The 26,365-nt window shown below is 43.3% G+C and carries 24 protein-coding genes; 5 read left to right on the top strand and 19 right to left on the bottom strand.

The features are described 5' to 3' along the window. The first annotated feature begins 46 nt into the window (after window positions 1–46). The 3 genes from BM195_RS07395 (at window position 47) to BM195_RS07385 (ending at window position 3,643) form a co-directional block, all read left to right on the top strand. Window positions 47–1,372 (top strand): 6-phospho-alpha-glucosidase, encoded by a 1,326-nt coding sequence (locus BM195_RS07395; protein ID WP_090235927.1) that lies wholly within the window; start codon window positions 47–49, stop codon window positions 1,370–1,372. Window positions 1,373–1,489: 117 nt separating this feature from the next. Further along, window positions 1,490–2,236 carry a chitin disaccharide deacetylase gene (chbG, locus tag BM195_RS07390; RefSeq protein WP_090235924.1) on the top strand — a complete coding sequence of 249 codons (747 nt, stop codon included), beginning with the start codon at window positions 1,490–1,492 and terminating at the stop codon, window positions 2,234–2,236. A 3-nt stretch (window positions 2,237–2,239) separates the two neighbouring features. After that, a complete protein-coding gene (locus BM195_RS07385) occupies window positions 2,240–3,643 on the top strand; it encodes a PTS transporter subunit EIIC (protein WP_090235921.1) in 1,404 nt (467 codons plus the stop codon). 593 nt (window positions 3,644–4,236) lie between these two features. On the opposite strand, the gene BM195_RS07380 is transcribed toward BM195_RS07385, so the two are convergent. The 13 genes from BM195_RS07380 to BM195_RS07320 form a co-directional block, all read right to left on the bottom strand. Further along, window positions 4,237–5,118 (bottom strand): fumarylacetoacetate hydrolase family protein, encoded by an 882-nt coding sequence (locus BM195_RS07380; protein ID WP_090235919.1) that lies wholly within the window; start codon window positions 5,116–5,118, stop codon window positions 4,237–4,239. 37 nt (window positions 5,119–5,155) lie between these two features. After that, window positions 5,156–5,359 (bottom strand): hypothetical protein, encoded by a 204-nt coding sequence (locus BM195_RS07375; RefSeq protein ID WP_090235917.1) that lies wholly within the window; start codon window positions 5,357–5,359, stop codon window positions 5,156–5,158. 138 nt (window positions 5,360–5,497) lie between these two features. Further along, the gene (locus BM195_RS07370) at window positions 5,498–7,225 is read right to left on the bottom strand and encodes a M14 family metallopeptidase (protein ID WP_090235914.1); all 1,728 of its coding nucleotides are present in this window, start codon (window positions 7,223–7,225) and stop codon (window positions 5,498–5,500) included. Between the two features lie 618 nt (window positions 7,226–7,843). Further along, entirely contained in the window at window positions 7,844–9,238 is a 1,395-nt protein-coding gene (gene lpdA / locus BM195_RS07365; RefSeq protein ID WP_342028021.1) for a dihydrolipoyl dehydrogenase, read from the bottom strand. 12 nt (window positions 9,239–9,250) lie between these two features. Continuing rightward, entirely contained in the window at window positions 9,251–10,636 is a 1,386-nt protein-coding gene (locus BM195_RS07360) for a dihydrolipoamide acetyltransferase family protein (protein ID WP_090235909.1), read from the bottom strand. A gap of 15 nt (window positions 10,637–10,651) precedes the next feature. After that, window positions 10,652–11,635, bottom strand: a complete 984-nt coding sequence (locus tag BM195_RS07355) for an alpha-ketoacid dehydrogenase subunit beta (RefSeq protein WP_090235908.1) — start codon at window positions 11,633–11,635, stop codon at window positions 10,652–10,654. Window positions 11,636–11,647: 12 nt separating this feature from the next. Continuing rightward, window positions 11,648–12,637, bottom strand: coding sequence for a thiamine pyrophosphate-dependent dehydrogenase E1 component subunit alpha (locus tag BM195_RS07350; RefSeq protein ID WP_090235906.1), 990 nt, complete (start codon window positions 12,635–12,637; stop codon window positions 11,648–11,650). A gap of 303 nt (window positions 12,638–12,940) precedes the next feature. Next, entirely contained in the window at window positions 12,941–14,227 is a 1,287-nt protein-coding gene (locus BM195_RS07345; RefSeq protein WP_090235904.1) for an NAD(P)H-dependent oxidoreductase, read from the bottom strand. A gap of 22 nt (window positions 14,228–14,249) precedes the next feature. Further along, the gene (locus BM195_RS07340) at window positions 14,250–14,621 is read right to left on the bottom strand and encodes a PTS glucitol/sorbitol transporter subunit IIA (protein WP_090235903.1); all 372 of its coding nucleotides are present in this window, start codon (window positions 14,619–14,621) and stop codon (window positions 14,250–14,252) included. 108 nt (window positions 14,622–14,729) lie between these two features. Continuing rightward, complete coding sequence (srlE, locus tag BM195_RS07335) at window positions 14,730–15,785, bottom strand: PTS glucitol/sorbitol transporter subunit IIB (RefSeq protein WP_090235900.1); 1,056 nt, start codon at window positions 15,783–15,785, stop codon at window positions 14,730–14,732. Window positions 15,786–15,811: 26 nt separating this feature from the next. Continuing rightward, window positions 15,812–16,351, bottom strand: coding sequence for a PTS glucitol/sorbitol transporter subunit IIC (gene srlA / locus BM195_RS07330; RefSeq protein WP_090235897.1), 540 nt, complete (start codon window positions 16,349–16,351; stop codon window positions 15,812–15,814). Further along, window positions 16,339–16,737, bottom strand: a complete 399-nt coding sequence (locus BM195_RS07325; protein WP_090235895.1) for a transcriptional regulator GutM — start codon at window positions 16,735–16,737, stop codon at window positions 16,339–16,341. The genes srlA and BM195_RS07325 overlap by 13 nt, the downstream gene beginning before the upstream one ends. A 97-nt stretch (window positions 16,738–16,834) precedes the next feature. Continuing rightward, window positions 16,835–17,803, bottom strand: coding sequence for a sugar-binding transcriptional regulator (locus BM195_RS07320; protein ID WP_244535697.1), 969 nt, complete (start codon window positions 17,801–17,803; stop codon window positions 16,835–16,837). A 206-nt stretch (window positions 17,804–18,009) separates the two neighbouring features. On the opposite strand from BM195_RS07320, the gene BM195_RS07315 reads away from it, so the two are divergent. Next, window positions 18,010–19,665: a glycerol-3-phosphate dehydrogenase/oxidase gene (locus tag BM195_RS07315; RefSeq protein WP_090235893.1), complete on the top strand. Its 1,656-nt coding sequence runs from the start codon at window positions 18,010–18,012 to the stop codon at window positions 19,663–19,665. 19 nt (window positions 19,666–19,684) lie between these two features. Then, window positions 19,685–20,728 carry a zinc-dependent alcohol dehydrogenase gene (locus BM195_RS07310; RefSeq protein WP_090235891.1) on the top strand — a complete coding sequence of 348 codons (1,044 nt, stop codon included), beginning with the start codon at window positions 19,685–19,687 and terminating at the stop codon, window positions 20,726–20,728. A gap of 66 nt (window positions 20,729–20,794) precedes the next feature. Here BM195_RS07310 and BM195_RS07305 read toward each other — a convergent pair whose 3' ends face one another. From BM195_RS07305 to BM195_RS07285, 6 genes are all read right to left on the bottom strand, one after another. Further along, the gene (locus BM195_RS07305) at window positions 20,795–21,742 is read right to left on the bottom strand and encodes a sugar-binding transcriptional regulator (protein ID WP_090235887.1); all 948 of its coding nucleotides are present in this window, start codon (window positions 21,740–21,742) and stop codon (window positions 20,795–20,797) included. A gap of 151 nt (window positions 21,743–21,893) precedes the next feature. After that, window positions 21,894–22,946: a galactitol-1-phosphate 5-dehydrogenase gene (locus BM195_RS07300; protein ID WP_090235884.1), complete on the bottom strand. Its 1,053-nt coding sequence runs from the start codon at window positions 22,944–22,946 to the stop codon at window positions 21,894–21,896. A gap of 24 nt (window positions 22,947–22,970) precedes the next feature. Continuing rightward, window positions 22,971–23,126 carry a hypothetical protein gene (locus BM195_RS18290; protein ID WP_170848187.1) on the bottom strand — a complete coding sequence of 52 codons (156 nt, stop codon included), beginning with the start codon at window positions 23,124–23,126 and terminating at the stop codon, window positions 22,971–22,973. Between the two features lie 83 nt (window positions 23,127–23,209). After that, entirely contained in the window at window positions 23,210–23,881 is a 672-nt protein-coding gene (gene deoC / locus BM195_RS07295; RefSeq protein WP_090236356.1) for a deoxyribose-phosphate aldolase, read from the bottom strand. Between the two features lie 25 nt (window positions 23,882–23,906). Beyond that, a complete protein-coding gene (locus BM195_RS07290) occupies window positions 23,907–24,938 on the bottom strand; it encodes a zinc-binding dehydrogenase (protein WP_090235881.1) in 1,032 nt (343 codons plus the stop codon). A gap of 60 nt (window positions 24,939–24,998) precedes the next feature. Next, entirely contained in the window at window positions 24,999–26,258 is a 1,260-nt protein-coding gene (locus BM195_RS07285; RefSeq protein ID WP_090236354.1) for a galactitol-specific PTS transporter subunit IIC, read from the bottom strand. Window positions 26,259–26,365 lie beyond the last annotated feature (107 nt).

Raw genomic sequence — 26,365 nt, 5'->3', positions numbered from 1 at the left:
TTGAGTTAAAATCATATTAACAACAACATGAAAGGGGTTTCATCCTATGCAAAGAAAAAATCTGGTTATCGTTGGCGGCGGGAGCACATATACACTTGGAATGATCATGAGCCTGATTGAGGAAAAAGAACATTTCCCGCTCAAAAAAATCACATTTTACGATATTAATGCGACACGCCAGGAGATAATAGCGAAAGCGGCAAAAGTTTTATTAAAAGAACATTATCCCGAACTGGAATCTTTCAGCTATACAACAGATAAAGCAACTGCATTCAGCGACATGGATGCAGCATTTGTCCAGATCAGAACCGGTGGGCTTGCTATGCGTGAACTTGATGAGCAAATACCAATCCAACATGGTGTTATTGGTCAGGAAACTTGCGGTGCCGGTGGGATGGCATACGGTCTGCGCTCAATTAAAGACATGATTGAACTGGTCCATGACATCCGGCAATATTCCAGAGATGCCTGGATCCTGAATTATACAAATCCCGCAGCCATTGTCGGTCTGGCATTAAAAAGAGAATTTCCCGAAGACAAGCGAATTTTGAACATTTGTGACATGCCGATTGCGATTATGAAAAGTTATGCCGATTTGCTCGAAAAAGATGTATGGGAACTTGTACCGGAATACTTCGGATTAAACCATTTTGGCTGGTTTAGCAAAATTCTTGATAAACAAGGCCATGACCTGACTGATGATATTAAAAATAAAATTATTAATGGTGACTTTCTTCCGACAGATAAGGAAATTGCTCATGATGAGTCATGGATACAAACGTTCAGAAAAGCCAGACAAATGCTGGTCGATTTCCCGGAATTTCTGCCGAACACGTATCTGCAATACTACCTGTATCCGGACGATTTGGCTAAAAAGGAATCCCCGGATAATACAAGAGCAAGACAAGTTATAAATGGAAGAGAGAAACGTGTGCACGAACTGTGTGACCATATTATTTCACAGCAGACAACACATGATATAAACATCGAGGCTGACATTCATGGCGTATATATGATTCGGGCCGCCGCGTCACTCGTATTTAATTGGAAGGAAACGTTCGTTGTCATGGTTGAGAACAATGGGATTATTTCCAACCTGCCAGATGATGCGTTAGTCGAGGTTCCGGCCCTTTTGACCAGCCACGGTCCAAAAGCCTTTTCAGTTGGCGAAATCCCGACTTTTTATAAAGGCTTAATTGAAAGTCAGCATGCATACGAAAAACTGGTCGTCGAAGCGTATTACGAAAACAGTTATAACAAATTACTTCAGGCCCTGACTCTAAACAGAACGATTGTTCATGCGCCAAAAGCAAAAGGAATACTTGACGATCTAATTGATACGAATAAAGATTACTGGCCCGAGCTGAATTAATTTTTTAACAGAAATCAATCCGACCGAAAACAGACTGAATTTTTCAAAAAGGCCGGTTTGACTACTGTCGTGGTACGGACACGAAACTAAATTAATTTTCGGAGAGAGGGAGCGATCATGTTAAAACTCATCATAAATGCCGATGACTTCGGCTATTCAAGGGCAATCAACTATGGAATTATTGATGCACATACACAAGGGGTGCTCACGTCAACGACATGCATGACCAACATGCCTGGCGCGAACCATGCTTATGAACTCGGCAAACAACACAGAAGTTTGGGAATCGGGGTTCATCTCACCTTAACGTGCGGCAGACCGTTACTGAATAATCACCAGACATTGGTCGATGCAGATGGGAATTTTAAAAAGCTGCACCATTATCGGGAGAAATTTCATATTGATCAGAATGAGTTATATCAGGAATGGAAAGCCCAAATTGAGGCTTTTCTCGATTCCGGGCTTGTCCCTACCCATTTGGACAGTCATCATCACATTAATAACCTGGAACCAATGCTTCCTGTTTTCATCCGGCTGGCGAGGGAATATAATCTGCCGGTGAGAAATAATTTCGATCAGGAAGCTGCCAAGGCAAAGCTATTGACAACTGACGTGTTCGAATATAATCCGGAAATTATGCTAGCGGATACACAAACGATTTTAAATCATTATAAACATGCTGAGACGGTTGAAATCATGTGTCATCCGGCATACTTGGACAAATTTACCATGGAGAATTCAACATATGCCATGCCGCGCCTGGAAGAGTTAGCGGCCATTACGCATCCGGAAACAAAAGTTAAATTGGGGGATAAGGAACATTTTAAGTTAATAACGTACAACGATTTATGGAGAGGTGAATAATCAATGAGACGTTTCATGCAAAATCTGGGGAAATCAATGCTCATCCCGATCGTAGCACTTCCCGCTGCAGGTATTCTGTTCCGCATTAGTGCTGAAGACCTGCTTGACTGGCCACTAGTACAGGGAGCCGGGGCCATTTTCAATAATATGGATATTCTGATTTCGATTGGTATTGCAATGGGGCTTGCTAAAACCAAAGATAGGGGTATCCCTGCATTAACCGGATTTCTGGCAATCGCCATTTTGAACGAAGGATTGGCCACTATAAACCCTGACCTGGATATGAGTGTGTTCGGTGGTGTGTTATCGGGATTAATCGCCGCCTTTATCTATAACCGCTTTAAGGACACAAGGCTGCCGAATATCTTTTCTTTTTTTGGCGGTGAGAAATTTCCGATCACTATGATTATCGTAACCATGATACCTGTTACAGGCATTTCGGTGTTATTATGGCCATATGCACAATCAGCTATCGATTCACTTGCGCAGGGTCTGGTCGGATTAGGTGCTGCAGGTATATTTATTTTCGGTTTTTTGAACCGTTTCCTGCTGCCGTTCGGACTGCACCACGTACTGAACACGTATATTTATTTTGGTCTCGGAAGCTATGAAACTGCTGGCGGTGAAGTGGTAACAGGTGAAATCACCCGGTTCCTGAATGGTGACCCAACTGCCGGTTACTTTTTAGGCGGGTTCTTTGTAGTCATGATATTTGGTATTCCGGCTATTGCGCTGGCCATAACCAGGGCTGCGTACAAGAAGAAAAAAGAAGAAACAAAAGCCTTGATGAGTTCAGGAAGTTTAACGTCTGTCGTTGCCGGTTTGACTGAACCGATTGAATTCACATTCCTATTCACGTCACCATTGCTGTACTTTATCCATTCCGTCTATACAGGACTAGCCGGGGCTACACTGTATTTACTAAATGTCCGGCATGGGTTTTCCTGGGGCGGAAGTGCGATTGATTACACATTGAACCTCGGAATTGCCGATAGCGGATGGATGATCATCCCAGTAGGTCTGGCATTCGGGGTACTCTACTACTTTACTTTCTACACCATCATTGTAAAGAAAAACATTAAAGTGGTAGGCAGAGAAGATGATACAGCATTCAGTGAAGAAAGAGAAGAACATGAAAAAGACCTCGAACTAAGCCACGGTAAATACGAATACATGGCGAAGAAAATCTTGCAGAATGTCGGTGGCAAAGAAAATTTGGTAGACTATGAAAATTGCATGACCCGCCTGCGCTTGGTCGTCAAGGATGCCTCAAAGGTAGACGAAGAAAAGATCAAACAAACTGGAGCACATGGTATTGTAAAAGTTGATCATGAACACGTACAGATTGTTATCGGGCCTGAAGTTAGTCATGTTTATCAGGCGTTTAGAAAGCAGGTTGAGGAATAATAGGGCTTGAAAAGACCGTATATCAACGTGAAAAGATGTGCGGTCTAGGATATTTTTGGGGAGTAACTGTTGCTGCATAAGTGATAAGACATACTACTCTTACGCTACAATCTAGTGTCAACTCCCCATTCCTTATAACTGGGTAAACGAGAAATAATTGCGCATTATTATTCCCTTTCCTTTAATTTACCATTTTCATGAAGATAATAATGTGTATGAGTGTCCAGCGTTCTTCCCCGTTTTTTAAGTGCACCTTCATCAGTTTATCGTATACTTTTTGCCTTTTGGTACCGGGAAAACACGATGAAATTCCTGTTCCAGTGACGGAGTGTTTAAGCCAATTCAATTTCTGATAGAGATCTGGAGCAAAGAAAGGACAAATGGTTCAAAAAATTCTGTGATCACCTCCTTCCAAAGGCCATCCTAATCAAGGTACGGGGGGTTTAGGTGTGGCTTTTTTCCATGATTTGATCACATCCTTTTGTAGAATGTCAATCTTACTTGAGGTCGCGTTGATGAATTTATGAGGGTATTAAATTAATTACAGAATAGCAGACTTTTTTGCAAGAAAAGCGAGTATTTGGGACAAAGGATCAGACCCTTTGTCCCAGTTTCAAGTCCTCTACAGGATTTTCGAGTGGTTCAAATCCATCAACCTGGCAGGAAACAATATCGCCATCACGGATGACGGCTGCACCCGGTGTCCCAGTTGATATAATGTCGCCTGGCAAAAGTGTCATCACCTGGGAATGGAACGACACAAGATCCCAAGGTTTAAATGTCATGTTCGAGACGACATTTTTGCGATGCAGATTGCCATTGATCATCGTAGAAACTTCCAAGTTGTGGACATCTCCAACCTCGTCGGGCGTGACAAGATGCGGTCCGAAACTGAAAAATGTATTAAAGCTTTTCGACCGCGTTAAATAACGCGGATTCTTTTGTAAAATGTCTTCAGCTGTCATGTCAATGACTGTTGTATAACCAGCAATGACATCTGGTGCATTTTTCAGGGGGACGTCCTTACAGGTTTTGCCGATAATGATCCCGAGTTCCGCTTCAGCTGTCGTCCGTTTGGATTGAAGCGGTATTTGAATGGTATCTTTTGGTCCAATAATCGTCGTATCCGGCTTCATAAAACTGGCCGGTTCAGTATTCGGGGCCGTTTCACTTAAGTCTGAGGCATGTTCCACATAATTAAGCCCAATCCCCCAAATTTTCCGTGGATGGCGATAGAGCATGGCATAATTAACATCTTTAAGCGGAGAGACATTAATTTTTGCTTTACCCGATTCTCCGAGATCCTCCAGCCATTGATCGAGTTTTTCCAGCTGACCCGATTCCAGCAATGTCATCACATCAGTCGGCCATTGTTTGAGGTAGGCATCATTCAAATCCTGAATTGGAAAAATACCATTCTTCATGACAACTGCTGCCTGTTCTTTTCCTTCATGCTTAATAGTTGCTAACCGCATAAATTTCAACTCCCTCTTTTGTAGGTAGGACATAGGCTCATACCCGTTCTACCCCAATTATCTCACCCAGCTTATCCAGTGCAATATTACCGCCTAAGATCACACAACACACGTTTTTTCCATGCAAGCTGGCCTTGTTGGTCATGACTGCTGCGATGCTGGAAGCAGCAGATGATTCAATGAGCCGTTTCATCCGCTCCAACACAAATAGCAATGCATTTTTAATTAAGTTTTTCGGCAATATAAGCAACTGCCTGACCGTGGTTACCCGGAGATGCTACACCATAAAAAAGCGAGGATAAACTTGAATTCCCCGAAACTACTTAGAAATTTCCGGGGATATCATATAAAACAATTATCTCCTGATTCGAATCTGTCTCTAGTTTTCTACCAGTTTCTCTTCTTTCATGTACCGGTAAATTGGAATAGTATCTCCAACATCGACAGGCAGATAGTTAAACGTCACGTAACTATCCACAAATTCCGGTTCGAGTGCAACAGCAATCAGGTTAGCAGATGGTTGAGCGGAACTGAATACATAGCTTCCTCTCGGGAATTGCTGTGTTTTTTCCTCTATATCGGTAGTAACATGATTTATCTGATGACCTTGATAAGGTTGATCTTCCACCTCTTTATCAGTAACTTTATAACTTTCAACGGTTAATTCTTTTGTTTCTTTGAGCCTTTTAACTTCTACACCCTGTGCTTTCAGTTTTTCTGCGATATCATGATATTCTGGCGGCATTATATAAGCCGTTGGGCGAATTCGCTTCATTGTAGGCACCGCTTCTTTTGAGCTGTAATAGTTTACTGGTATTTGCTCTATTTCACCATCAGCAATATCTACTACCTTCAATTGCTGTGGACCAGGCAGTTCTTGCCTCTCACTATCTAGTACAATTTTATCGTTGCTTCCAATCTTGCTGCCATCACGCACAATCTTATCTTTTGTATTGTCTACAATTCTTTTGATAGCATTTGCACGTTGAGCACTCGACTTCAGCAAACTCGTATGTGCAGCCACAGTAGCAGCAACACGCCGTTCGAAATTTTCACGTCCTATTCCAATTCCACGACTTTCCACCAAAATAGTAAAACTTGGCTGAAGACCATAGGCATTGGTGTCTAAACGTGACTCCAAACCCCCTTCAGTAATTGTTGTTGTCTCTACTGATCGATCAACTAGGTAATAGGGACCAGAAGAAAACCCTTCTTTATTAAGATCTTTGTGCGCCTGTTTGACAAACCAATTTGACGACTTGTTACGAATTTGCTTTGGGATATTCAGGTTAAATCCCGGAGCCAACAGAATGTCATGGTAAGGTAATGCTCCCTCTTCACCTATGTCTGGGAACCTCGGCGAAGCTCCATACTCATGCGCACTGATAACCACTTCTGGTTCAAATCGATTAAACACTTCATGAAGCGTACGGACCTCTGGAAGTTCAAGCTTAATATGATCACGGTTTGCATCTAAGTCGTTAGCTGTCCCGCGCTGAAAATAGTAAGAACCATCCGGGTTTATTCGGGGAATCATCATAACATTAATATCACTAAGTACTTCCTCCCCTAAGTCACCTTTTGCCAGTCTACTAGCTATTACCAGCATAGATTCACCGCCAGCCGGCTCGTTACCGTGGATCTGACCTTCCAGCATAATTGTTGTTTTACTTTTAAAATCAGAAGAATCGACATCATTGCTTGTTGAAAAAATGAGCAACGGCAGATCGCGTCCTTCAAGTGATTGTCCTGCAGTTTCCATAGTCATAAAATCACTGGATTGTTCTAGGTCTTGCAAAAATAACATCATTTCACTTTGCGTCGTGAAATTCTCTTTTCCCGCTATAAATCCTGGCGTATCAAATTCAACATCAGGCGCAGGATAAAGTTCCTTGACTTGTTCAGGCTGTTCATAACTTTGGCCAAAATACGGCGTGAAGCCTGAACTAGCTGATCCTGACGAAACTACATTTACCTGCTCTGTACCAAAAAACAACGCCGTAAACATGACAATAGTAGTAAGAATTGCTAAGAGTTTTCCCTTTTGAATATTTAAGCCCTCCTTAAAGTTATTCATGGAATTATTGGTCGTGGCGCAATTTTTCATAATAAATTGCCTCTGCAAATTGCTAGGGTGGATCAGAATCAAAAGAATATCTCTTCACCATACACGCCTATCGTCTATAACTGAATATATTTAGTTCTGATTCACCTCCTGGGACGATATTTAGACGTATAGAGTGTAGACTTGTCTTAATACTTTCTATTTTTCAAAAGATGATTCCTTGTGTCTAAAGAGCTATTTTAGGAATCGTGACTTTTGACTAAATACATTACGTAATAAATTAATTTGTAGGATTTTATAATATTAACGACGTAAGAACGCCGGTCGTTCTTATGAAGGAAAAGCTGCAAACGATATGATTTTGAGAAACGTAAAATAGAAGAGATCGAGATCGTTAAACTGATCCTTTAAAAATACCGCTATTAGTTGTGAGTATTTCGCACGTGTGGATGGATTCTCGTACAAGTTTGGGACCTACCTGCACGAGTTTTGAGCGCAGCTGCACGAGCTATGTTTATTATTCCACCAACCGGTAATCCTCTCGAATATCTAAAACAGCCCCGTACTTCCAAACAAGAAAAGACCACCACAGCACTGCGATGGCCTCTTTAAAAAGGGAAGATTTTCGGCCTCAGTCGAAAATGCCCCTCATCAAATATATCAACTATAATGTATCCCTTTCTCAAGCCACGCACTCCCCGCTTCACCCAGTGATTCGGAAACGGTTGGGTGAGGGAATACCATACTGTCAATCTCGTCAACTGTTCCTTCAAGATGCATGTAGGATGTTGCCTGGCTGATCATTTCGGTGACATGGGAGCCGACCATGACGACACCGAGCACTTCGCCGTATTTGTCATCAGCAATCAATTTCATAAAACCGCTTGTTTCTCCTGCTGCAATGGCTTTTCCATTGGCCGCGATGTCCACTTTTTTCGTTTTGACGTTGTAGCCTTTTTCTTTTGCCTGGACTTCTGTAATGCCAACGCTGGCTATTTCCGGGAAAGTATAGACACAGCGTGGAATAATGGATTCCGCCTGAGGATTAGCTTCACCTAAAATATGGTTAACCGCCCGAATTCCTTCATCACTTGCCGCATGTGCCAGCTGATATCCACCAATCAAATCACCAACCGCATAGATACCGGCAATGGATGTCTCGAATCTCTGATCGACTTTTACGAATCTGCCGTCAAAATGGACTCCTAAGTTTTCAATGCCGGTCAAATTAGGTGTCCGCCCGACGGCAACGAGCACACTATCCGTTTCAATCATGCTCTTGCTGCCATCCCCGGCCTCAAACTCGACGGCTTTTTGCTGATCGTCTTTGCGGATACCAGTAATTTTAGCATTTGTATGAATTCCAATGCCTTTTTTACCAAGCTCACGCCGTAAAAAATCCGACGCATCCGGATCCTCGCCAGGCAAAATCCGGTCAGCCATTTCGACAATTTCGACTTTCGTATTCAAACTGTTGAAAATACAGGCAATCTCAAGTCCGATGACACCACCGCCCATAATGACGAGATGCTCTGGCACGTCATCGATATTAAAAATCGTATCACTCGTATAATAATCAACATCTTCAATACCCGGCAGCTCCGGTACAAACGGTTTGGACCCGTTTGCCAGTATCACATTGTCAGCTTGAATTGTCTCCAAACCGTCCAAACTGCCACCATTTTCGATCGTCACGGTTTTATCTTCTGCTATATGCCCATAGCCTTGATAGACATCAACCTTGTTTTGTTTCATCAGGCTTTTGATGCCATTCTTCAATGTGTTGACAACTTTATGTTTCCGGTCAACCATATCCTTGATGGAAAAGGAAAAATCGTTTACGGTAATGCCATATGTCTTTGCGTCTTTAATATGCTCAATTACTTCAGCATGTTTCAGCATTGTTTTGGATGGGATACAGCCCCTGTTGAGGCAAGTCCCACCGAGGTCTCCTCCAGTCACAAGGGCGACACTCAAGCCTTCTTTTGCTGCCCGGATGGCTGCGACATAACCGCCTGGGCCTGCGCCGATAATTGCGAGATTATACGTTTTCATCATGTTCACCCCTTATATCAACAGGCCGTATGGATTTTCCAGCCGCTCTTTCAAATCAGTCAGGAATGCTGCAGCTGGTGCTCCATCTATTGCCCGGTGGTCGAATGACAGACTGAGTACCATCATTGGCCGCACTTCAACCTCGCCATCGACAACGACTGGTTTTTCGACAATACGTCCGACACCTAGAATCGCTGTTTCCGGCGGATTGATGATCGGCGTGAATCCATCAACTGCATACATGCCCAAGTTGCTGATCGAGAACGTGCTCCCGGTCATTTCAGCTGGCGTCAATTGATTGTCTCGTGCTTTTTTGCCCACTGTTTTGCTGACTTCAGTCAATTCTGCCAAACCTTTATGGTTCACTTCCTTAACAGATGGCACAATCAATCCATCTTCCACGTCTACAGCCAATCCGATATTCACCGATTTATTGAGGACAATTTCGTGATCGATCAGTGATGCGTTGACACGCGGATGTGCTTCCAGAACCTGGGACGTTGCTTTCATTAAAATTTCGGTATAGGACAGTCTGTAGCCGGTTTGTTTTTCAATAATCGGCAGCAAGGACTTCCGGACGTCGATTACATGCGTCATATCAACTTCGCTTGTGAGCGTGACATGCGGAATCGTGCTGGTGCTCTGAACCATTTTGTCCGCTACTGCTTTGCGCAAGCCTTTTAGCTTGATGCGCTCAGTATCTTCAGACAACTGTACCTGTGCCGATGCAGCGGTATGCTGCATCACATCTGCTTTGCGCACTTTTCCATGAGGGCCCGATCCTTCAACTTGTGACAAATCAACGTCCTGATCCCCGGCAATTTTTCCGGCAAGCGGGGTGGCTTTCGTACTGTCAAGTGCGTCTTTCACGTCTTGCTCGTGAACACGTCCTTTTGGCCCGGATCCTTTAACAGATCCCAATTCGACGTTTTGTTCACGGGCGACGCGTCTAGCCGCAGGTGTTGCGCGTACTTTGCCGTCAGCATCAGCCGGCGCTTTTTCTGCCCCTGAAACTGCAGCAGCCGGCGTTCCGTCTGTACCGGGGGCCACTGCTGTCGGCACATCCGACGGTGTATACTTGCGCCCACCTTCAGCCTGCGAGATCGCACCGTCGTCAGCCTCTCCATCAGCGGCAGGTGGCTCCTCAGGCACTTCTTCATTTTCTTCGCCGACATAGCCGATCACAGCATTTACCGGGATTTCTTCATCAACATCATAATAACGCTTTAACAATACACCTTCTTCATACGACTCCACTTCAATATTAATTTTATCCGTCATAATTTCGAATAACGGTTCCCCAACTTCAACCGGATCGCCTTCCGCTTTGAACCATTGCAGGAGTGTACCGACTTCCATCGTACTGCTGAGCTTCGGCATAAATACTTCCTTAGCCATTATGAACCAACCCCCTTATGCCTTGATTAACGTTTCTTTTGCGGCTTGAATGATCACCGGCACTTGCGGTACGTGAGCTTTTTCTAGTTCCGGATTGTATGGTACCGGAGAAGGCGCACCGCCTAAGCGTTTGATGGGCGCATCGAGAAAATCAAACGCATCACTTTCCGCAATCATGCTTGCAATTTCACTGCCGTATCCGCCGCGTTTTACTGCCTCGTGAACAACAACTGCACGTCCGGTTTTGGCAACGGAGTTTACGATTGTTTCCTCATCAAGCGGTACCAGTGTGCGCGGATCAATTACTTCAGCACTGATGCCCTCATTTTCCAGTTCCGCCGCCGCATCGAGTGCACGCTGTACCATGACAGCTGTTGCGACAATCGTGACATCTGTTCCTTCGCGTTTCACATCAGCTTTGCCTAGTGGAATGCTGTATGGCTCTTCCGGTACATCGGATTTCGTTTTGTACAAGGTTTTATGTTCGTAAAAAATTACCGGATTATCATCATCGATCGCTGCTTTCAATAATCCTTTTGCATCATAGCCTGTCGATGGCTGGACCACCTTCAGCCCCGGCACGTGCGTCACCCATGCTTCCAGGCTTTGTGAATGCTGTGCAGCAGCCCCTGTACCTGATCCGCTCGGCGTACGCAATACCATCGGCACCTTGCCCTTACCGCCGTACATGTAACGGATTTTGGCCGCCTGATTAGCCATTTGGTCCATCGCAATCGTAATGAAATCGGAAAATTGCAGTTCAACTATTGGGCGCATTCCCGTCAGTGCTGAACCAACCGATGCCCCGGCAATTCCGGATTCACTGATGGGTGTATTGCGGACACGCTCCGGGCCGAATTCCTCGATCATGCCTCGTGTAACACCAAAAGCACCACCATATACGCCAATGTCTTCTCCCAAAATAAAGACGTCTTCATTTTTGCGCATTTCCTGACTCATCGCTTCACGCACTGCTTCCATATAAGTTATCTCTCTCAACGTGGTTCCCTCCTATGCATAAACATCTGTCAGCAAGTCGTCTTCGGTCGGCATTGGGCTGTTTTCTGCAAATTCAACCGCATTTTCAATTTCCTGTTTGGCATCTTTTCGGATTTCCTCAGCCTTTTCTTCCGTTAAAATACCAGCCTCTACAAGCACATTTTTGAACCGTTTGATCGGGTCCTTTGCCTTCCATTCCTGCTCCTCTTCACGTGTGCGGTATTTCTTCGCGTCACTTTTTGAATGGCCTTTCCAGCGATACGTTTTTGCTTCAATCAGTGTCGGGCCTTCACCGCTGCGTGCACGTTCAATCGCATCGTGTGTTTTGTTCATCATATCCACAATATCGTTTCCGTCCGCCACTTCACCGGGGATACCGTATGCATCTGCACGTTCAGCGATATGTTCAACATTCACCATTTCTTTCACGGATCCGGACATACCATATTGATTATTTTCACAAACAAAAATAACCGGCAGCTTCCATATGGATGCCAGATTGACCGCCTCATGGAAACTTCCTTCGTTTGTAGCACCATCCCCGAAAAAGCAGACTGTCACATAGCTTTGTTTTTTCATATGTGCCGTCAATGCCGATCCGACAGCAAGCGGGATACCGCCTGCAACGATGCCGTTTGCACCCAAGTTACCGATGTCAATGTCAGCAATATGCATCGAACCACCTTTTCCTTTGCAGTAACCGGTTGTTCTGCCGAATAATTCCGCCATCATTTTGTCAGCGGTTGCACCTTTGGCAATGCAATGACCGTGCCCGCGGTGTGTACTGGTTATCTTGTCTTCTATGTTAAGCAGCGCACATGCCCCGGCAGCACTTGCCTCCTGCCCGACTGCCAAATGGGTTGTACCGTGGATCATCCCTTTCGCAAAAAATTCATCGACTTTTTCATCAAAAAACCGTATCGTCCACATTTGTTTATATAAATCTACTAATTTTTCCTGACTGACATCAGGCACGAGCTTCACATCTTTTGTCAATTCCATTATGATCACTCCTTTTTACATTTGTTCTTAATTGTTACGTTTGTAATTATTGTAAACCGTTTTCTTGATCGGGTCAAGTTAAATCAATCTATTAATCAAGCTTTAGAAAAAGCCCCTGATATTAACCAGAGACTTCTATAAATTACCTTGTTAAATTTCACTCTCTTTTAAAACCATATCCAGCGACTAGCAAAACTTCCTCACCTATACGATAAGTCAACATCGACTTCCAACGGTCGTCTTGGTTCCTTTATCTCCTTCAGTGCAGTCTATTCCGTACATGGCTAGCCGGTCGATTCCACTTTAACTCTTATCCTGCAATGCCCTTAATTTCCAGATAGTCGATTCTTTTGTTTGTTCGACAGCGTCATAGGTGATAACGTCACCTTGCTTGACTGCTTTGGTTAATTTGATATTGCGATCAACCAGTCCGATCGGCAAAGCTTTATCTGCCTTTGCTTCATCAGCTTTCAGTAACTTGCCATAAACCGAATAGCCACCGATTCCGTCCAAATAATCCCCCTCATACAAGTCTTTTTTCGCAATAGCCACCGTTTCACCCCGCAAGCCATAATGAGGCGCAATTGTCGGTTCTTCGTCAAAGTACGCTTTTGCAATCGACAGCGGTGTTTCCAGACTTGTCAGGTGGTATGGCCGATACAGTACATAATTAGGTCCATCACCCATTTTCAAATACTTCATTTCTGCATTTACTTCATCTTTATCCGACGCAATGATCGCGAATACACCCGGCGCTACCCCGTTGACAAAATCGACCACTTTTCGGTGATTCAGCTTTCCGCCTTTTTCTTTTTCTATGAAAATACCAGGGAGATCCGCCACTTTGCCCTCAAAACCGTGCATGCCTGGCTGGTCTGGCGCAAATCCGGTTGCATTGGCTACAGCGTTCATTTCAACCATTGTTTTCGTTCCGTCCTGGAATGATGCAAGCATTTTTGGACTGGATCCTTTCGCCTTTGCTTCTTCAGCAGTAACATCCGGATTTGATTCAAGATTCAATGGATTATTTTTCCCTTTACCTAATGCAACAACTTCAAAACCCATGGCATCGGCAAAATCATATAATTCCATAATCGCACCTGGCTCATCACCGGCAGAACCTGTGTAAACAACACCACTGGAATCAGCCATTTTTTTCAATAGCGGCCCAACCGTAACATCGGCCTCCACATTGAGCATGACAATATGTTTGTTGTTCAGAATACTGTCCCAGGCAATTTGAGCACCAATATCCGGAACTCCCGTCGCATCCACAACAACATCCACTTCCGGCAATGCTGTCACCAGTTTGCTGTCTTTGGTGGCTACTACCTGATCCTGCAAGACCGCTTCACGAGCCGCTTTCAAATCATCCGTAACGTTGATATCTGATTCGTTTATCCCGGCATTTTTATAAGCATTGTCCACATTATTAATCGCCAGATCAGCTGTGATTACAACACGCATGCCTTTCATGCTTTCAATCTGGGAAATCATTCCTCTTCCCATTTGCCCCGCACCGACAAGCCCGACCTTAATATATGATCCTTTATCCTCCAGGTTCGCTAGTTTTCTGTTAATTCCTAACATGATGACTCACTCCTTATTGTTTTTATCTTGGTCTGTTAAATGAAATGGTTGAGTTTTCACTGATCTGCGGAATTGACTTGTCTTCAAGACATACCGTGCCAGGCAAATCAGAAATGGTTTCCCCGTTAAAATGGAACGTAGCGTGGCCCAGATCTCTCATTGTTTCATTCACTTTATCTCCAACAAATAAAATGTCAAAAGTGTCCCCATCAATGACCAACTGATCGCCTGCTTTTATTTCATCAGTCAATTCACCGCCATCATGTACAAAGGCAATGCTCCTCAGATCTTCAGGGACGGTATTATTAAACAAGATAACCATCTTTTCTTCGAGCATTAACGAAGCGTCAGAACCAATCTCGACGACATTAACGTTATAATAGGTATTTGTCATGTTGTTTTCCTCCATTGCGATTTATTTTTTACATTTGTTCTTTATTGTAACATAAGTAAAAAGATTTGCAATTTGATACCCTCTCTTGCAAAAGAGGGCATCGCAATATTAACTATAAAGACCAAAACTCGCGAAGTAAGCAATGACAACTGCTGCAGGACCTGTCACTAACCTTGAGAAAAGAACAGCCGGAACACCTACTTCAATTGTTTCCGGTTTTGCTTCCCCAAGTGTCAGCCCAACCGGAACAAAATCTGTCCCTACTTGCGGGTTAATAGCAAATAATGCCGGCAATGTCATTTGTGGCGGGATATTTCCTTTTCCGACTTCAACCCCGATCAATACACCAACAACTTGAGCGATAACAGCTCCCGGCGCAAGCAATGGTGAAATAACCGGTATTGAACAAATTAAAGACAGAATCAGCATCCCAATCAGGGATGTCGCCAATGGTGTTACTGTGTTCGCAATCCAATCACCGATTCCCGTATAATTGATAATGCCCATTAATACACTGACAAACGCCATAAACGGCAAAATGTTCTTGATAACGGTTTCAATGGTATCCCTGCCAGCCTGGAAAAAGGTGCTGACCACATTCCCAACCTTATCACCAAGCACTTCAATGACTCGGTTAACCGGATTCTTTTTCCTGCCATTTCCTGCTTCCTGTGCAGCTACCGACTCTTTTGCCTGTTCTTTTTTCTGTTTGGCAACATCTTTATCCAGTAATGACGTATGATTTTCCTGTTCATTAGACTTTACTTCCGGATGACTTTCCTCTGAAGAACTGTCGGCTTGTTCAACGTTTTCTGCTGCAACACCTGATACAAAATTCGTTTCCTTGATAAATTTCGCAAGGGGGCCTGATGGCGAATTGCTGAATACATTTACCGTCAGTATGCCCATTTTCGGATAGACACCACTCCTGGCCGTACCACCGCAATTAATGACAGCGCAGGCCATTTTTTCTTTTTCAACTGATTTCTCAAATCCGTCAATCGCAATACCGCCACTCTTGTCTGCTATTTCCTGTGCAACCGGATGAATGCCGCCGCCGGTTACTGAAACAATATATTTTTTTTCGTCATTTGGATGAATTATAAGCGGTCCTCCCCAACCTGAGGAACCCTTTGTTACCTTTACTGCACGATAGTCACTCATGTAAAATCCTCCTTACCAGCTTAGTCTTATGCCGCAATATCTTCAGCCTGCTGTTTATTTTTAATCATTCGCGCTGTAATAAATTCTGTCACAACGCCCCTTAACAGCATAACCACAATACCTACAAGCAGGAAGCGCAATGCCAATGGCCCAGTAGACAATCCAAGCTCCGTAATTCCTGCTGCTACACCTGTATAGACGAATAATTCAGCCGGGTTCGCGTGCGGAAAAAGTCCTGTAACCGGATGAACAAATGATACGGTCGAATCGTAAAATGCTGGTTTTTTACTTTCAGGCAAGAAACGGCCGAACGTATAACACATCGGATTTGTCAAAAAGAAAACGGCCAAAAATGGGAAAATCGTATATCTTAAGAAAAAATATTTTGTACATTTTTGGGCAAAGCTGAAAACCCTTTCTTCACCAACGAATTTAATTAAAGCGTTTACAGCAGTGATCAAAGCAATCAGCAAAGGAATAATATCGGTTACCAGGCCCATAAATGTATCTCCGCCTTCTTGAAACATGCCGATAAAACCTTCTGCCAGTTTAATCAAGAAATCCATGCTTCATTCCCCTTTCGTTTATTCATTTCTTTCTTTATCATATCAATCGCACCAGTGAGAGCGAGGTGTTCTTTTTTCGGCAGGAAATCCACAAATTTGCTTTCTTCCAGTTTCATGCCAACCAGTTGTTTCATATTTCTGAATCTGGCAAAAACGGTAATCCCCTTCATAATCTTGGCATCTGTAATACGAGAATGTTCATCACATACAAGCACAATAATTGCTCCTGTACCGAAACGTTTTTTATAGTAACCAGTTCCTAAAAAGCCGTTGTCCCTGTTGCTGAGCTTCTTAATTTCAGATTGATAGTGTTTCACCTGAAAATGCGTCAATAAAAACTGAAGTGCCCATATCGAAGTAAATATGAATATAAATGTCCCCCACATTCTTTGTCCCTCCCTTTACAAATGTTATTATTCATTATTTTTGTAAATTCATAATAAAACGCTTCCAATAGATTGTCAATATAATTTATTTACTTTTTTAAATTTGTTCATATCTCGAACAATTTCTTAATAAACCCTCTGCCGTTTGATCATCCGTAACCAGCACGTTAACAATTCCCGTCTTCAATGCGATATGCAGACTGTTCACTTTATGCTTCCCTTCAGCAATTGCCATTACCTCTGGGATTTCTTTAATTTCGTCAAGACTGGTACCAATGATTCGATCATTGATCGGATGGTTAACCTCCCGACCGTTGACATCAAAAAATGATGAATTAAGATCCCCTTCAGCTCCGGCTTCTTTTAACGAATCAATATCCTTATCACGCAGGTAGCCCATTTCAATTGCTGTTGTCTGTCGGGTCATACCACCAACACCCACAATTGCAAGATCAACTTGTTTGCCTTCTTCCAGTACGGACGCCACATCCTTGGATTGAACAATTTTTTGTTTCAAATCAGCATTATCAGCTATTGCAGGTGCATACAGGTAAGAAGAACTGGCATTCAGCTGTTGCGCAAGCTGAAAAGATAATTGATTTGAATGATATTCCACAAATTCCTGGCCCATACCGCCAACTAATGGCACCAAATGAATGTGCGGATATTCAATACTCTGAAATTCCTCGACTAATGTGTAGATAGATTTGCCCCATGAGATTCCCAATGTTTGAATCTGGCTCAATCTTTTTGACAAATAACCCGATGCTGCCCGCCCCATATTTCGCCGTACCATTTCCGTTCCTTTATTTGCTCCGGAAACAACTACAGCTTCCTGAAGGTTATACTGTTTTTCCAGAAGACGCTCCAGTTCTACTGTATGGACGGATTCATCTTTAATATAGATTTCAACGATATTTTTCTCTTTCGCCTGCTTCAGTAACTTTGATATGATCGGCCTTGACAAGCCTACTTTTTTACAAATCTGGGTTTGCGTCCATCCCTCAAGATAATAGAGTTTGGAAACCTTCTCCATCAGATTTCGATCTTTCATGGTTATTGTCAATGTTTAATCCCCCTAACTTCTGTCAAAGAACATACACTATATTATCACCATAAAATCAACAGAGAAAGCGATTACACTATTAAACTAATAATTGTAAGCCCTTTATTGACTTAATATTTTAAAAGGAATATACTAAAATTACAAGTTTTACAAATGATTTATTATGTTACTTTTGTAAACATAAACACTCAAATGGAGGATGAAGTATGGGCAGCAGAATATTTTCTTCTTTAAATCGTGCCTCTATCGTAAACGAACTGGAAAATGACTATTTTGATGTATTGGTTATTGGGGGAGGCATCACCGGAAACGGAATTGCATTGGATGCCGCCACTCGGGGTCTGAAGATTGCACTGATTGAACGAAAGGATTTTGCATCCGGAACAAGCAGCCGCTCCGGAAAATTAATTCATGGGGGACTGAAGTATCTGCAAAAATTTGATTTCCCGGTTGTAAAAGAAACAGGTCGCGAACGGGCGATTGTTTATAATAATGCACGCCATCTCGTGTATCCAATTAACATGAACTTTCCGATTATCAAAAAAGAATCATACAACTTAGCCACATTAAAAGCCGGGCTTACCTTATATGACCGCCTTGCCGGCGTGCGAAAAGAAGAACGCCATAAAATCTATAGTAAACGAAAAACCTTGAAGCATGAGCCATTATTTAATCCGAAAACCATTAAGGGGAGCGGCATATATGTAGAATATCGTACAGATGACAGCCGGTTGACACTGGAAGCAGCCAAAACAGCCGCCGAAAAAGGAGCTTCTATCCTCAATTATGCCGAAATGACCGATTTTCTTCAGGATGAGCATAACCAGGTGAAAGGTGTCGTGGCAAGAGATCATGTTGACGAACGAACATTTACCATCAAGGCCGCGCATATTGTCAATGCGGCTGGGCCGTGGGTGGATAAAGTCCGGCAGAAAGACCGCCCGATCAACGGAAAATATATGGTACATGCCAAAGGAATTCATATTGTCTTTAGCTATCAATCATTACCTGTTGCATCATCTATTTACTTCCAGCACAAAGGGCGTATGATTGCGGTCATTCCTAAAGATGACAAAACATATGTCGGATCAACGGAAACGATTTACAACGAAAATATGGACGATATTCATGTTCATAAATCTGAAGTCAACTATTTGCTTGGCTGTCTGCATGATATCTTTCCGTCACTTGATTTAAGCATTGATGATGTCACATCCAGCTGGGCAGGTATCCGGCCACTTATCGGAAAAGATGACGATGCCCCGTCCGAACTTTCACGTCATGATGAAATTTTTGAATCGGACAGCGGGCTCATAACCATTGCAGGGGGAAAATTGACCGGCTACCGGAAAATGGCGGAACGCGTGCTCCAGTATATTGAAAAGCGGGATAATCAGAAACCAACTTCCTCAAATACTGATCACGTTAAACTATCTGGCGGTCATTTCGCTTCAGAACAAGATCTGGCAGCACTTGTCAACCAGTTGCATGAGCAATACAGTCACTTACAATTAACTAAAAATGTCATCAATGAATTTGTTTTGCGATATGGTACAAATACCGAAGAACTTTTAAAACAGATCATGGATTATGATGACCGGTTTGACGACGATGAACTACGCAATATTGCTGCTGAGATACGATATACGGTTGAGCATGAAATGGCTGCAACGCTTGCTGATTTTTATGATCGCCGAACAAGTTATCTGCTATTCGATCTTGATAAAGTGAAACGGACAATGAATACGGCAACCAACGAAATGAAAGCAGCCCTTCAATGGGATGAGCAAACGACGAAAAAACAAACCGCACATATCCAATATCTTACAGAAAAAGCATTAACATTTGCTGAAGGTGAATAGACTTTAAGGGGGGAAATTTATGCATGCAGCTGTTCTTACAGGAAAACAGCAACTGGAATTACAGGAACGTTCCTATCCGGCCATTAATCTGGACGAAATATTACTAAAGGTTCACGCAATCGGTGTATGCGGATCAGATCTCCGGATTTATAACCATGGTGACGATCGTATTCATTATCCGCGTGTGATCGGTCATGAAATTGCCGGTGAAGTAGTTGACACAGGTGATCATGTGAACCGGTTCAAACCTGGCGATCGGGTAACCCTTGGAGCCCATATCCCATGCGGTGAATGCATTTATTGCCAGCAAAACATGGGACACCATTGCGTAAAAGGACATTCAATGGGATATCAGGTTGATGGCGGCTTTGCCGAATATGTTGTCCTGCCAAAACAATTTGTGCAAAATGGATCTATCCAAAAAATCGCCGATACAACATCCTACGAGCTTGCCAGTTTATCAGAACCATTTTCATGTGTGCTGAGCGGACTTGAGGAAGTGGATGCCAAGCCGGGGGAAACGGCTGTTGTCTATGGGGCAGGTGCTATCGGGTGTATGTATATTGCCGCATTAAAAAGAATGGGGGCTGCCAATGTGATTGCCGTCCAGCGATCCGCAGCACGACAGCATAAAGCAAAGGAATGCGGTGCCGATGTGGTGATTGATCCATCTCTAACGGATACTGCAGAAAGAATCAGCGACGAAACAAACGGCCTAGGAGCCGATACAGTCATTGTCACAGCACCTTCTGCCCTAGTACAGCGGGAATCACTTGAAATTGCAAAAACAACCGGAAAGGTCCTTTATTTTGCAGGGATCAAACCGGTGACAGAAAATCCAATCAATACGAACCATATTATTTATAAGCAATTGAAACTCGTCGGAACACACGGTGCACCGCGTCAGCTCCATATGGAAGCCGTTAAGTGGATTGACAATGGATTGCTCGATTTTTCAGCCTTTATCACGCACACATTCCCACTGGAGAAGACAGACAAAGCATTTCAAACAGCTCTTGCCAAGGAAGGACTGAAATGTGTTGTAAAACCCTCTCAAGTGTGATCGTCCATTATCAACAATTGATGCAGAAAAGAGGTGATCATCCAAAATCCGGATGATCACCTCTTGTTAGTATTCCTGAACTAACGCTTGGGCAGTTTGATCGTCAATAATCAGTACATCCAGATAACCACCCCGTAGCGCTGCTTCTATACTATCAAGTTTATAGGAACCTTCCACAATTCCTACAACTTGCGGGATGTTTTTTATTTCCTCCAGATTAAGACCAATAACCTGATTGTTTAATGGGTGGTCGATCTCCTCACCGGCTGCGTCAAAGAAACGTGAACTGATATCGCCAACCGCACCTGCTTTACTTAGTGATGTGAGATCACTCTCCTGTAAATAGCCAATTTTCTCCATTGTTGAGCTTTTATATGGATTCCCGACACTAACAAGCGCTATATCGACATTACGGCCTTTTTCCAGAACATGTGAAATATCTTTGGAGTTTACAAGTCGTTCCTTCAGATCATCCGTCTCTACCATTGCAGGGGCGTAAAGATATGAACAGGATGTATTCATCTTTTGTGCCAGATGAAAGGCAAGCTGATTGGAATGAAGATGTACATCCTTCGTCCCCATTCCCCCGACGATCGGAACAATATGAATATTATCCCTGCGTTCATACGGATATTCCTCAATCAGCGATAACAGCGTCGTTCCCCAGGAAATGCCCAAGTTACTTACATCCTGTATATTTTTACTTACATACGCCGCAGCTGTTTTACCCAACTGCCGTTTTGCCATTACCGGTTCATAACCGGCAGTTGAGACAACCATCACACCGTCAAGCTCATACATCTTCTCGAGTTTTTGCTCAAGATCAACTGTATGCACTGTTTCATCTTTAATGTAAATCTCAACTAATCCTTCTTTTTTTGCATTGTTCAGTAGTTTTGAGATCACAGGGCGTGACACATTATTTTTCTCAGCAATTTGCGCCTGTGTCCACCCTTCAAAATAATATAGTTTGGCCACTTTCACCATTAACCGACGTTCTTCCCAGCTTAACATACGATCGCTCTTTTCCTTAGTTTGCTACGGTAAGGTTACATTTGTTATTTAAACTTACCTTTGTAACCTATCATAAAGCGAGTTTCAGCCTGCGTCAACAGTCCTTTAAAACAAAAAAAGCGCCCTCTTAGGGCGCTCACTTTATTTTTCCCTATCCTACTTCAGGATAAAACAAAACTTTCACATAGGAGCCCTTCCCATTAATTAAATGATCAAACGTTTCCGGCCCCTCCTGCAAATTCAGTCGATGGGAGATCATTGGATTCACATTGATTTGGCCTGTGCTCATATAGTGGACGGTAGAACTCCATTCTTTTCCAGGGAATGGTGAGGAAATGGCGTTCCAGGATCCAAGCACACGCAGTTCATTGCGGACAATTCGTTCAAAATAGAAACGCTCCATTTGAATGTCTGCATATGGAATGCCCATGAAGACGACTTCGCCGCCTTTTTTCGGCAGTGCAAATACTTGCGCAGATGTAACGGGGGATCCCGCTGATTCAACAGCTAAATCGACACCCTTGCCGTTGGTATGCAGCTTAATTTGTTCATGTGCCGGTTTTTCTAATGAATTAATCAGCACATCTGCTCCAACTTGCTTGGCGACTTCCAATTTAGTGTCGTCAATATCAATCGCATACACCGTTTTGGCACCAAAGATTTTGGCCCATTGCACAGCAAGCAAGCCAATACTGCCGCATCCCATAATGGCCACCTCAGCACCAGGCTGGATGCTCGTGCGGTAAAAGCCATGTGCCACTACCGCAGAAGGTTCGACAAGTGCAGCGGTGTCGTAATCGACATTATCCGGAAGCGGGATAATATTTTTAGCAGGCAGTTTTACATACTCCGCATAGGCACCTGGAAGCCATGCGCCCGTAACATGCAGGTTTTCACAACGGGATAGTTCGCCTTTTTGACAGCTTTCACATTCACCGCAGCAAAATGTCGGACAACCGGCAACACGGGTACCTGCTTTAACGCTTTCTACACCATTGCCAACCGCTGCCACTTCACCTGAAAACTCGTGTCCGAATGTCATCCCTTTTACATATGGTCCCAATTTTTTGTAGCGTGAAATGTCAGAACCGCAAATCCCGACAGCTTTTACCTTAATCAACACGTCATCTGCATGTTCGATCACAGGTTCAGCTGATTCTTCAAATCGTATATCCTGTTTATCATAAAGATTAAGGGATCTCATCTCTATCACCCTTTCAGATTCTGGTTAGTTTGCTGATTCCTGCGTCTTCTTTTGACTGAACAAGATTTTATATAAAGCAAATCCTACAATGATGGTATTAAAATAGAGTTGATAGTCGAGATAAAAATCACTTATTCCTCGTAAGGGTCCCAGCATAAACTCCAGCATTGCATCAACCATGTTAACCCTCTTTTCTATCATGAAAGTGATGGGAGCGATTGAGCTATCATAATACCCAATCGTCCCTGTATTATAAACACTATTTAATAGGCAGCATTTGATGTACCGCCGGAAACAATCGCCACTGCATCACTGGCACCAATCCGGTCTGCGCCTGCTTCGACAATAGCCTCAGCATCTTCATACGTGCGGATACCGCCGGCTGCTTTAACACCAAAATCATCGCCTACAGCCGAGCGCAAGCGTTTCACATCTTCAACGGTCGCGCCGCCGCCGTTAAATCCCGTGGCTGTCTTGACAAAATCCGCACCCGATTCTACAATCAGCTTGGCAGCCGTAACTTTTTCCTCGTCTGTCAGCAAACCATTTTCAATAATAACCTTTGTTGTCAGTCCTTCAGATGCTTTAACTACTTCAGCTATATCATATTTGACAACATCGAATTCATGTGACTTCAAGGCGCCCAGATTAATCAGCATATCAATTTCTTCGGCACCATTCTTCATCGCCTCTTTTGTTTCCGTCACCTTTGTTTGAGTCGTGGCACCACCCAGTGAGAATCCAATCGGCACGCCAACTTTAATATTGTGGGGCGATAACAGCTCATAAGCATATGATACATAATACGGATTGACGAAAACTGTTTTAAATCCATATTCGATCGTTTCCTGGCAAAAACCCTTTATATCTGTCTTGCTTACAGTTGGTTTCAACAGTGTATAGTCAATGATATGAATCAAATCGTGCTTTTTCACTTGCAATCAGCTCACTTCCTGTGGTTTAGTCAACAGGCGTCAATAATACCTTGATCGCTTCACCGTCTTTGATGGCGCTGTACGCTTCATCCCATTGGGTAATATCAAATTCATGTGTCACCATATCTTTTGCGTTGACAGATCCATTGTTCATCAGTTTCAATGATGGCTCCCAGTCAGCCGGCTTTTGACTTCTGCTGCCGACTACCCGGATTTCTTTTTGGATCACTTTTTCCATATCAAATTGGATATCTGACTCCGGGAAAATACCAACTTGGGCATATTGTCCTTTTTTGCGTAATAGATCAAGGCCTTGTTTTGCCGCAGGAACAGCACCTGAGCATTCAAATACAAGATCTGCGCCATATCCTTCTGTCAAACGATGAACCAGTTCTTTGACATCCTGTTCCTGAATATTGACGACATGATCAAGACCCAGTTCTTCTGCTTTATCCAGACGCACTTTATCATTTGATAAACCGGTGACAATAACTTCAGCGCCACGGCTTTTTGCCACTTGTGCTGTGAATAGTCCAATCGGTCCCGGCCCAATAACAACGGCAACATCCCCATCATTGATAGTTGTTTTGGAAACAGCATGGTGCGTACATGCCAGCGGCTCAGTCATCGCTGCTTCCTTATAACTGACATTTTCCGGGAGATGATGCAAGCTATTATGACGAGCAATTAAATATTTGGCAAAACCGCCGTCCTGCTGTGTCCCCAGCCCTTTCCGATGATTACAGAGATTATAGTCTCCGGACTGGCAATATTTACATTTTCCACAAATGTAAAATGTTGTTTCGGATGTTACACGATCACCTGGTTTGAAGTCAGTGACACCTTCACCGACTTCAACCACTTCACCGGCAAATTCATGTCCTAAGGTTACCGGTGCAGCAACTTTGTAATGCCCCTCATACGTGTGAATATCGGAACCGCAAATCCCTGCATATTTTACTTCTATCTTCACTTGATCTTTGCCAGGCTGCCATACTTCTTTTTCCTGAATCGCCAAATGACCAAATCCCAGATCAGTTTTAACTAAAGCCTTCATCGATAACGCCTCCTACCATATTCTAGCTAGCAGTTCATGTTTACTTAAATGAGAGGACGATTAGTTAAACAATTCAAAGAACCTCCATATGATCCAGTTAATCAAGTTGCCACCCTGGTCAATACTTGAAATCATTGCTGATCCTTCTGGCATATCAAATTCAGCATTTTCAGCCATTTGCGTAAACACTGTTGCAATATCGGTTGCCATGTAAAGGGATAAAGCAATCATGATCGTACCCACAATGACTGAATGGACAATATTACCTCTTGCCGCACCTACAATGAAGGCAACAACAAACGGAATCGTTGCCAAATCACCGAATGGCAATAATGCATTGCCCGGCAAAATAACCGCCAATAAAACGGTAATGGGGACGAGAATCAAGGCTGTTGCAATAACGGATGGATGACCAAGCAAAACAGCTGCGTCAAGTCCGATATGAATCTCTTTGTCGCCAAAGTGCTTGTTAAGCCACTCACGAGCAGACTCGGAAACAGGCATTAATCCTTCCATCAGGATTTTAACCATGCGTGGCATTAACACCATAACGGCAGCCATTGACATCCCGATATCGATAATATCTCCAACACTATAGCCTGCCAGTGCACCGATAGCAGCACCTAAAAATAAGCCGATAAAGATTGATTCGCCAAATACGCCAAAACGTTTTTGGATCGTTTCCGGATCAGCATTCAAATTTTTTAACCCAGGTATTTTTTGAAGTAATTTTACTAACCAAATACCTGGTGCGTAGGAAACAGTACTTCCAGTTGCAATCGAAACACCCGGCAGCTCATAGAAGTCATTAACCATCGGCGCTGTCCAGTCGGCGATTTTCAGTGTGATGATTTGGAAAATGACCGCAGCAATTAATCCCTGAACGATACTTCCTGAAATCGTATAAATAACCGCTGCCATAAATGTGTAGTGCCAGAAGTTCCAAATATCCACATTCATTGTTTTCGTGGTTTTTGTCAGGAGCATGGCAACGTTTACAACCAATCCAAGCGGAATAATGAATGCAGCTACGGCAGATGCCCAGGCAATGGATGATGTTGCCGGCCAGCCGACATCAATGACATTCAATTCGACGCCTAATCGATCGACCATTCCTTGTGCTGCAGGACCCAAATTATTGACAAGCAAGTCGACAACAAGAAAAATACCGACGAATGCTACCCCAATTGTTAAACCGGAACGGAATGCTTTACCCGGTTTTTGACCAAATAATAAGCCCAGCAAAAATATAACAACTGGTAAAATGACGGTTGCTCCTAAATCCAAAAAGGCTTGAATTGCATCAACAAAACCTTCCATTTTTTCTTCCCCCTTCTTCATTCCAACCGAAATCTGATTTATCCTGTTTGGAAAACCCGGCATCCGCCTCTACTCATGGGATTGCCGAAGTTTTCCACTCTCTTTCA

The organism is Lentibacillus halodurans, assembly GCF_900112045.1.
Taxonomy (GTDB): domain Bacteria; phylum Bacillota; class Bacilli; order Bacillales; family Amphibacillaceae; genus Lentibacillus; species Lentibacillus halodurans.
Note: the sequence above shows the minus strand (reverse complement) of the source record. Positions and strands in the feature narration are given on the sequence as shown.

Excerpts from the sequence above, each read along its gene's own strand:
- BM195_RS07395 (WP_090235927.1), top strand. The coding sequence starts at position 47 with ATGCAAAGAAAAAATCTGGTTATCGTTGGCGGCGGGAGCACATATACA.
- chbG (WP_090235924.1), top strand. The coding sequence starts at position 1,490 with ATGTTAAAACTCATCATAAATGCCGATGACTTCGGCTATTCAAGGGCA.
- BM195_RS07385 (WP_090235921.1), top strand. The coding sequence starts at position 2,240 with ATGAGACGTTTCATGCAAAATCTGGGGAAATCAATGCTCATCCCGATC.
- BM195_RS07380 (WP_090235919.1), bottom strand. The coding sequence starts at position 5,118 with ATGCGGTTAGCAACTATTAAGCATGAAGGAAAAGAACAGGCAGCAGTT.
- BM195_RS07370 (WP_090235914.1), bottom strand. The coding sequence starts at position 7,225 with ATGAAAAATTGCGCCACGACCAATAATTCCATGAATAACTTTAAGGAG.
- lpdA (WP_342028021.1), bottom strand. The coding sequence starts at position 9,238 with ATGAAAACGTATAATCTCGCAATTATCGGCGCAGGCCCAGGCGGTTAT.
- BM195_RS07360 (WP_090235909.1), bottom strand. The coding sequence starts at position 10,636 with ATGGCTAAGGAAGTATTTATGCCGAAGCTCAGCAGTACGATGGAAGTC.
- BM195_RS07350 (WP_090235906.1), bottom strand. The coding sequence starts at position 12,637 with ATGGAATTGACAAAAGATGTGAAGCTCGTGCCTGATGTCAGTCAGGAA.
- BM195_RS07345 (WP_090235904.1), bottom strand. The coding sequence starts at position 14,227 with ATGTTAGGAATTAACAGAAAACTAGCGAACCTGGAGGATAAAGGATCA.
- BM195_RS07340 (WP_090235903.1), bottom strand. The coding sequence starts at position 14,621 with ATGACAAATACCTATTATAACGTTAATGTCGTCGAGATTGGTTCTGAC.
- srlE (WP_090235900.1), bottom strand. The coding sequence starts at position 15,785 with ATGAGTGACTATCGTGCAGTAAAGGTAACAAAGGGTTCCTCAGGTTGG.
- srlA (WP_090235897.1), bottom strand. The coding sequence starts at position 16,351 with ATGGATTTCTTGATTAAACTGGCAGAAGGTTTTATCGGCATGTTTCAA.
- BM195_RS07325 (WP_090235895.1), bottom strand. The coding sequence starts at position 16,737 with ATGTGGGGGACATTTATATTCATATTTACTTCGATATGGGCACTTCAG.
- BM195_RS07315 (WP_090235893.1), top strand. The coding sequence starts at position 18,010 with ATGGGCAGCAGAATATTTTCTTCTTTAAATCGTGCCTCTATCGTAAAC.
- BM195_RS07310 (WP_090235891.1), top strand. The coding sequence starts at position 19,685 with ATGCATGCAGCTGTTCTTACAGGAAAACAGCAACTGGAATTACAGGAA.
- BM195_RS07305 (WP_090235887.1), bottom strand. The coding sequence starts at position 21,742 with ATGTTAAGCTGGGAAGAACGTCGGTTAATGGTGAAAGTGGCCAAACTA.
- BM195_RS07300 (WP_090235884.1), bottom strand. The coding sequence starts at position 22,946 with ATGAGATCCCTTAATCTTTATGATAAACAGGATATACGATTTGAAGAA.
- BM195_RS18290 (WP_170848187.1), bottom strand. The coding sequence starts at position 23,126 with ATGGTTGATGCAATGCTGGAGTTTATGCTGGGACCCTTACGAGGAATA.
- BM195_RS07290 (WP_090235881.1), bottom strand. The coding sequence starts at position 24,938 with ATGAAGGCTTTAGTTAAAACTGATCTGGGATTTGGTCATTTGGCGATT.
- BM195_RS07285 (WP_090236354.1), bottom strand. The coding sequence starts at position 26,258 with ATGGAAGGTTTTGTTGATGCAATTCAAGCCTTTTTGGATTTAGGAGCA.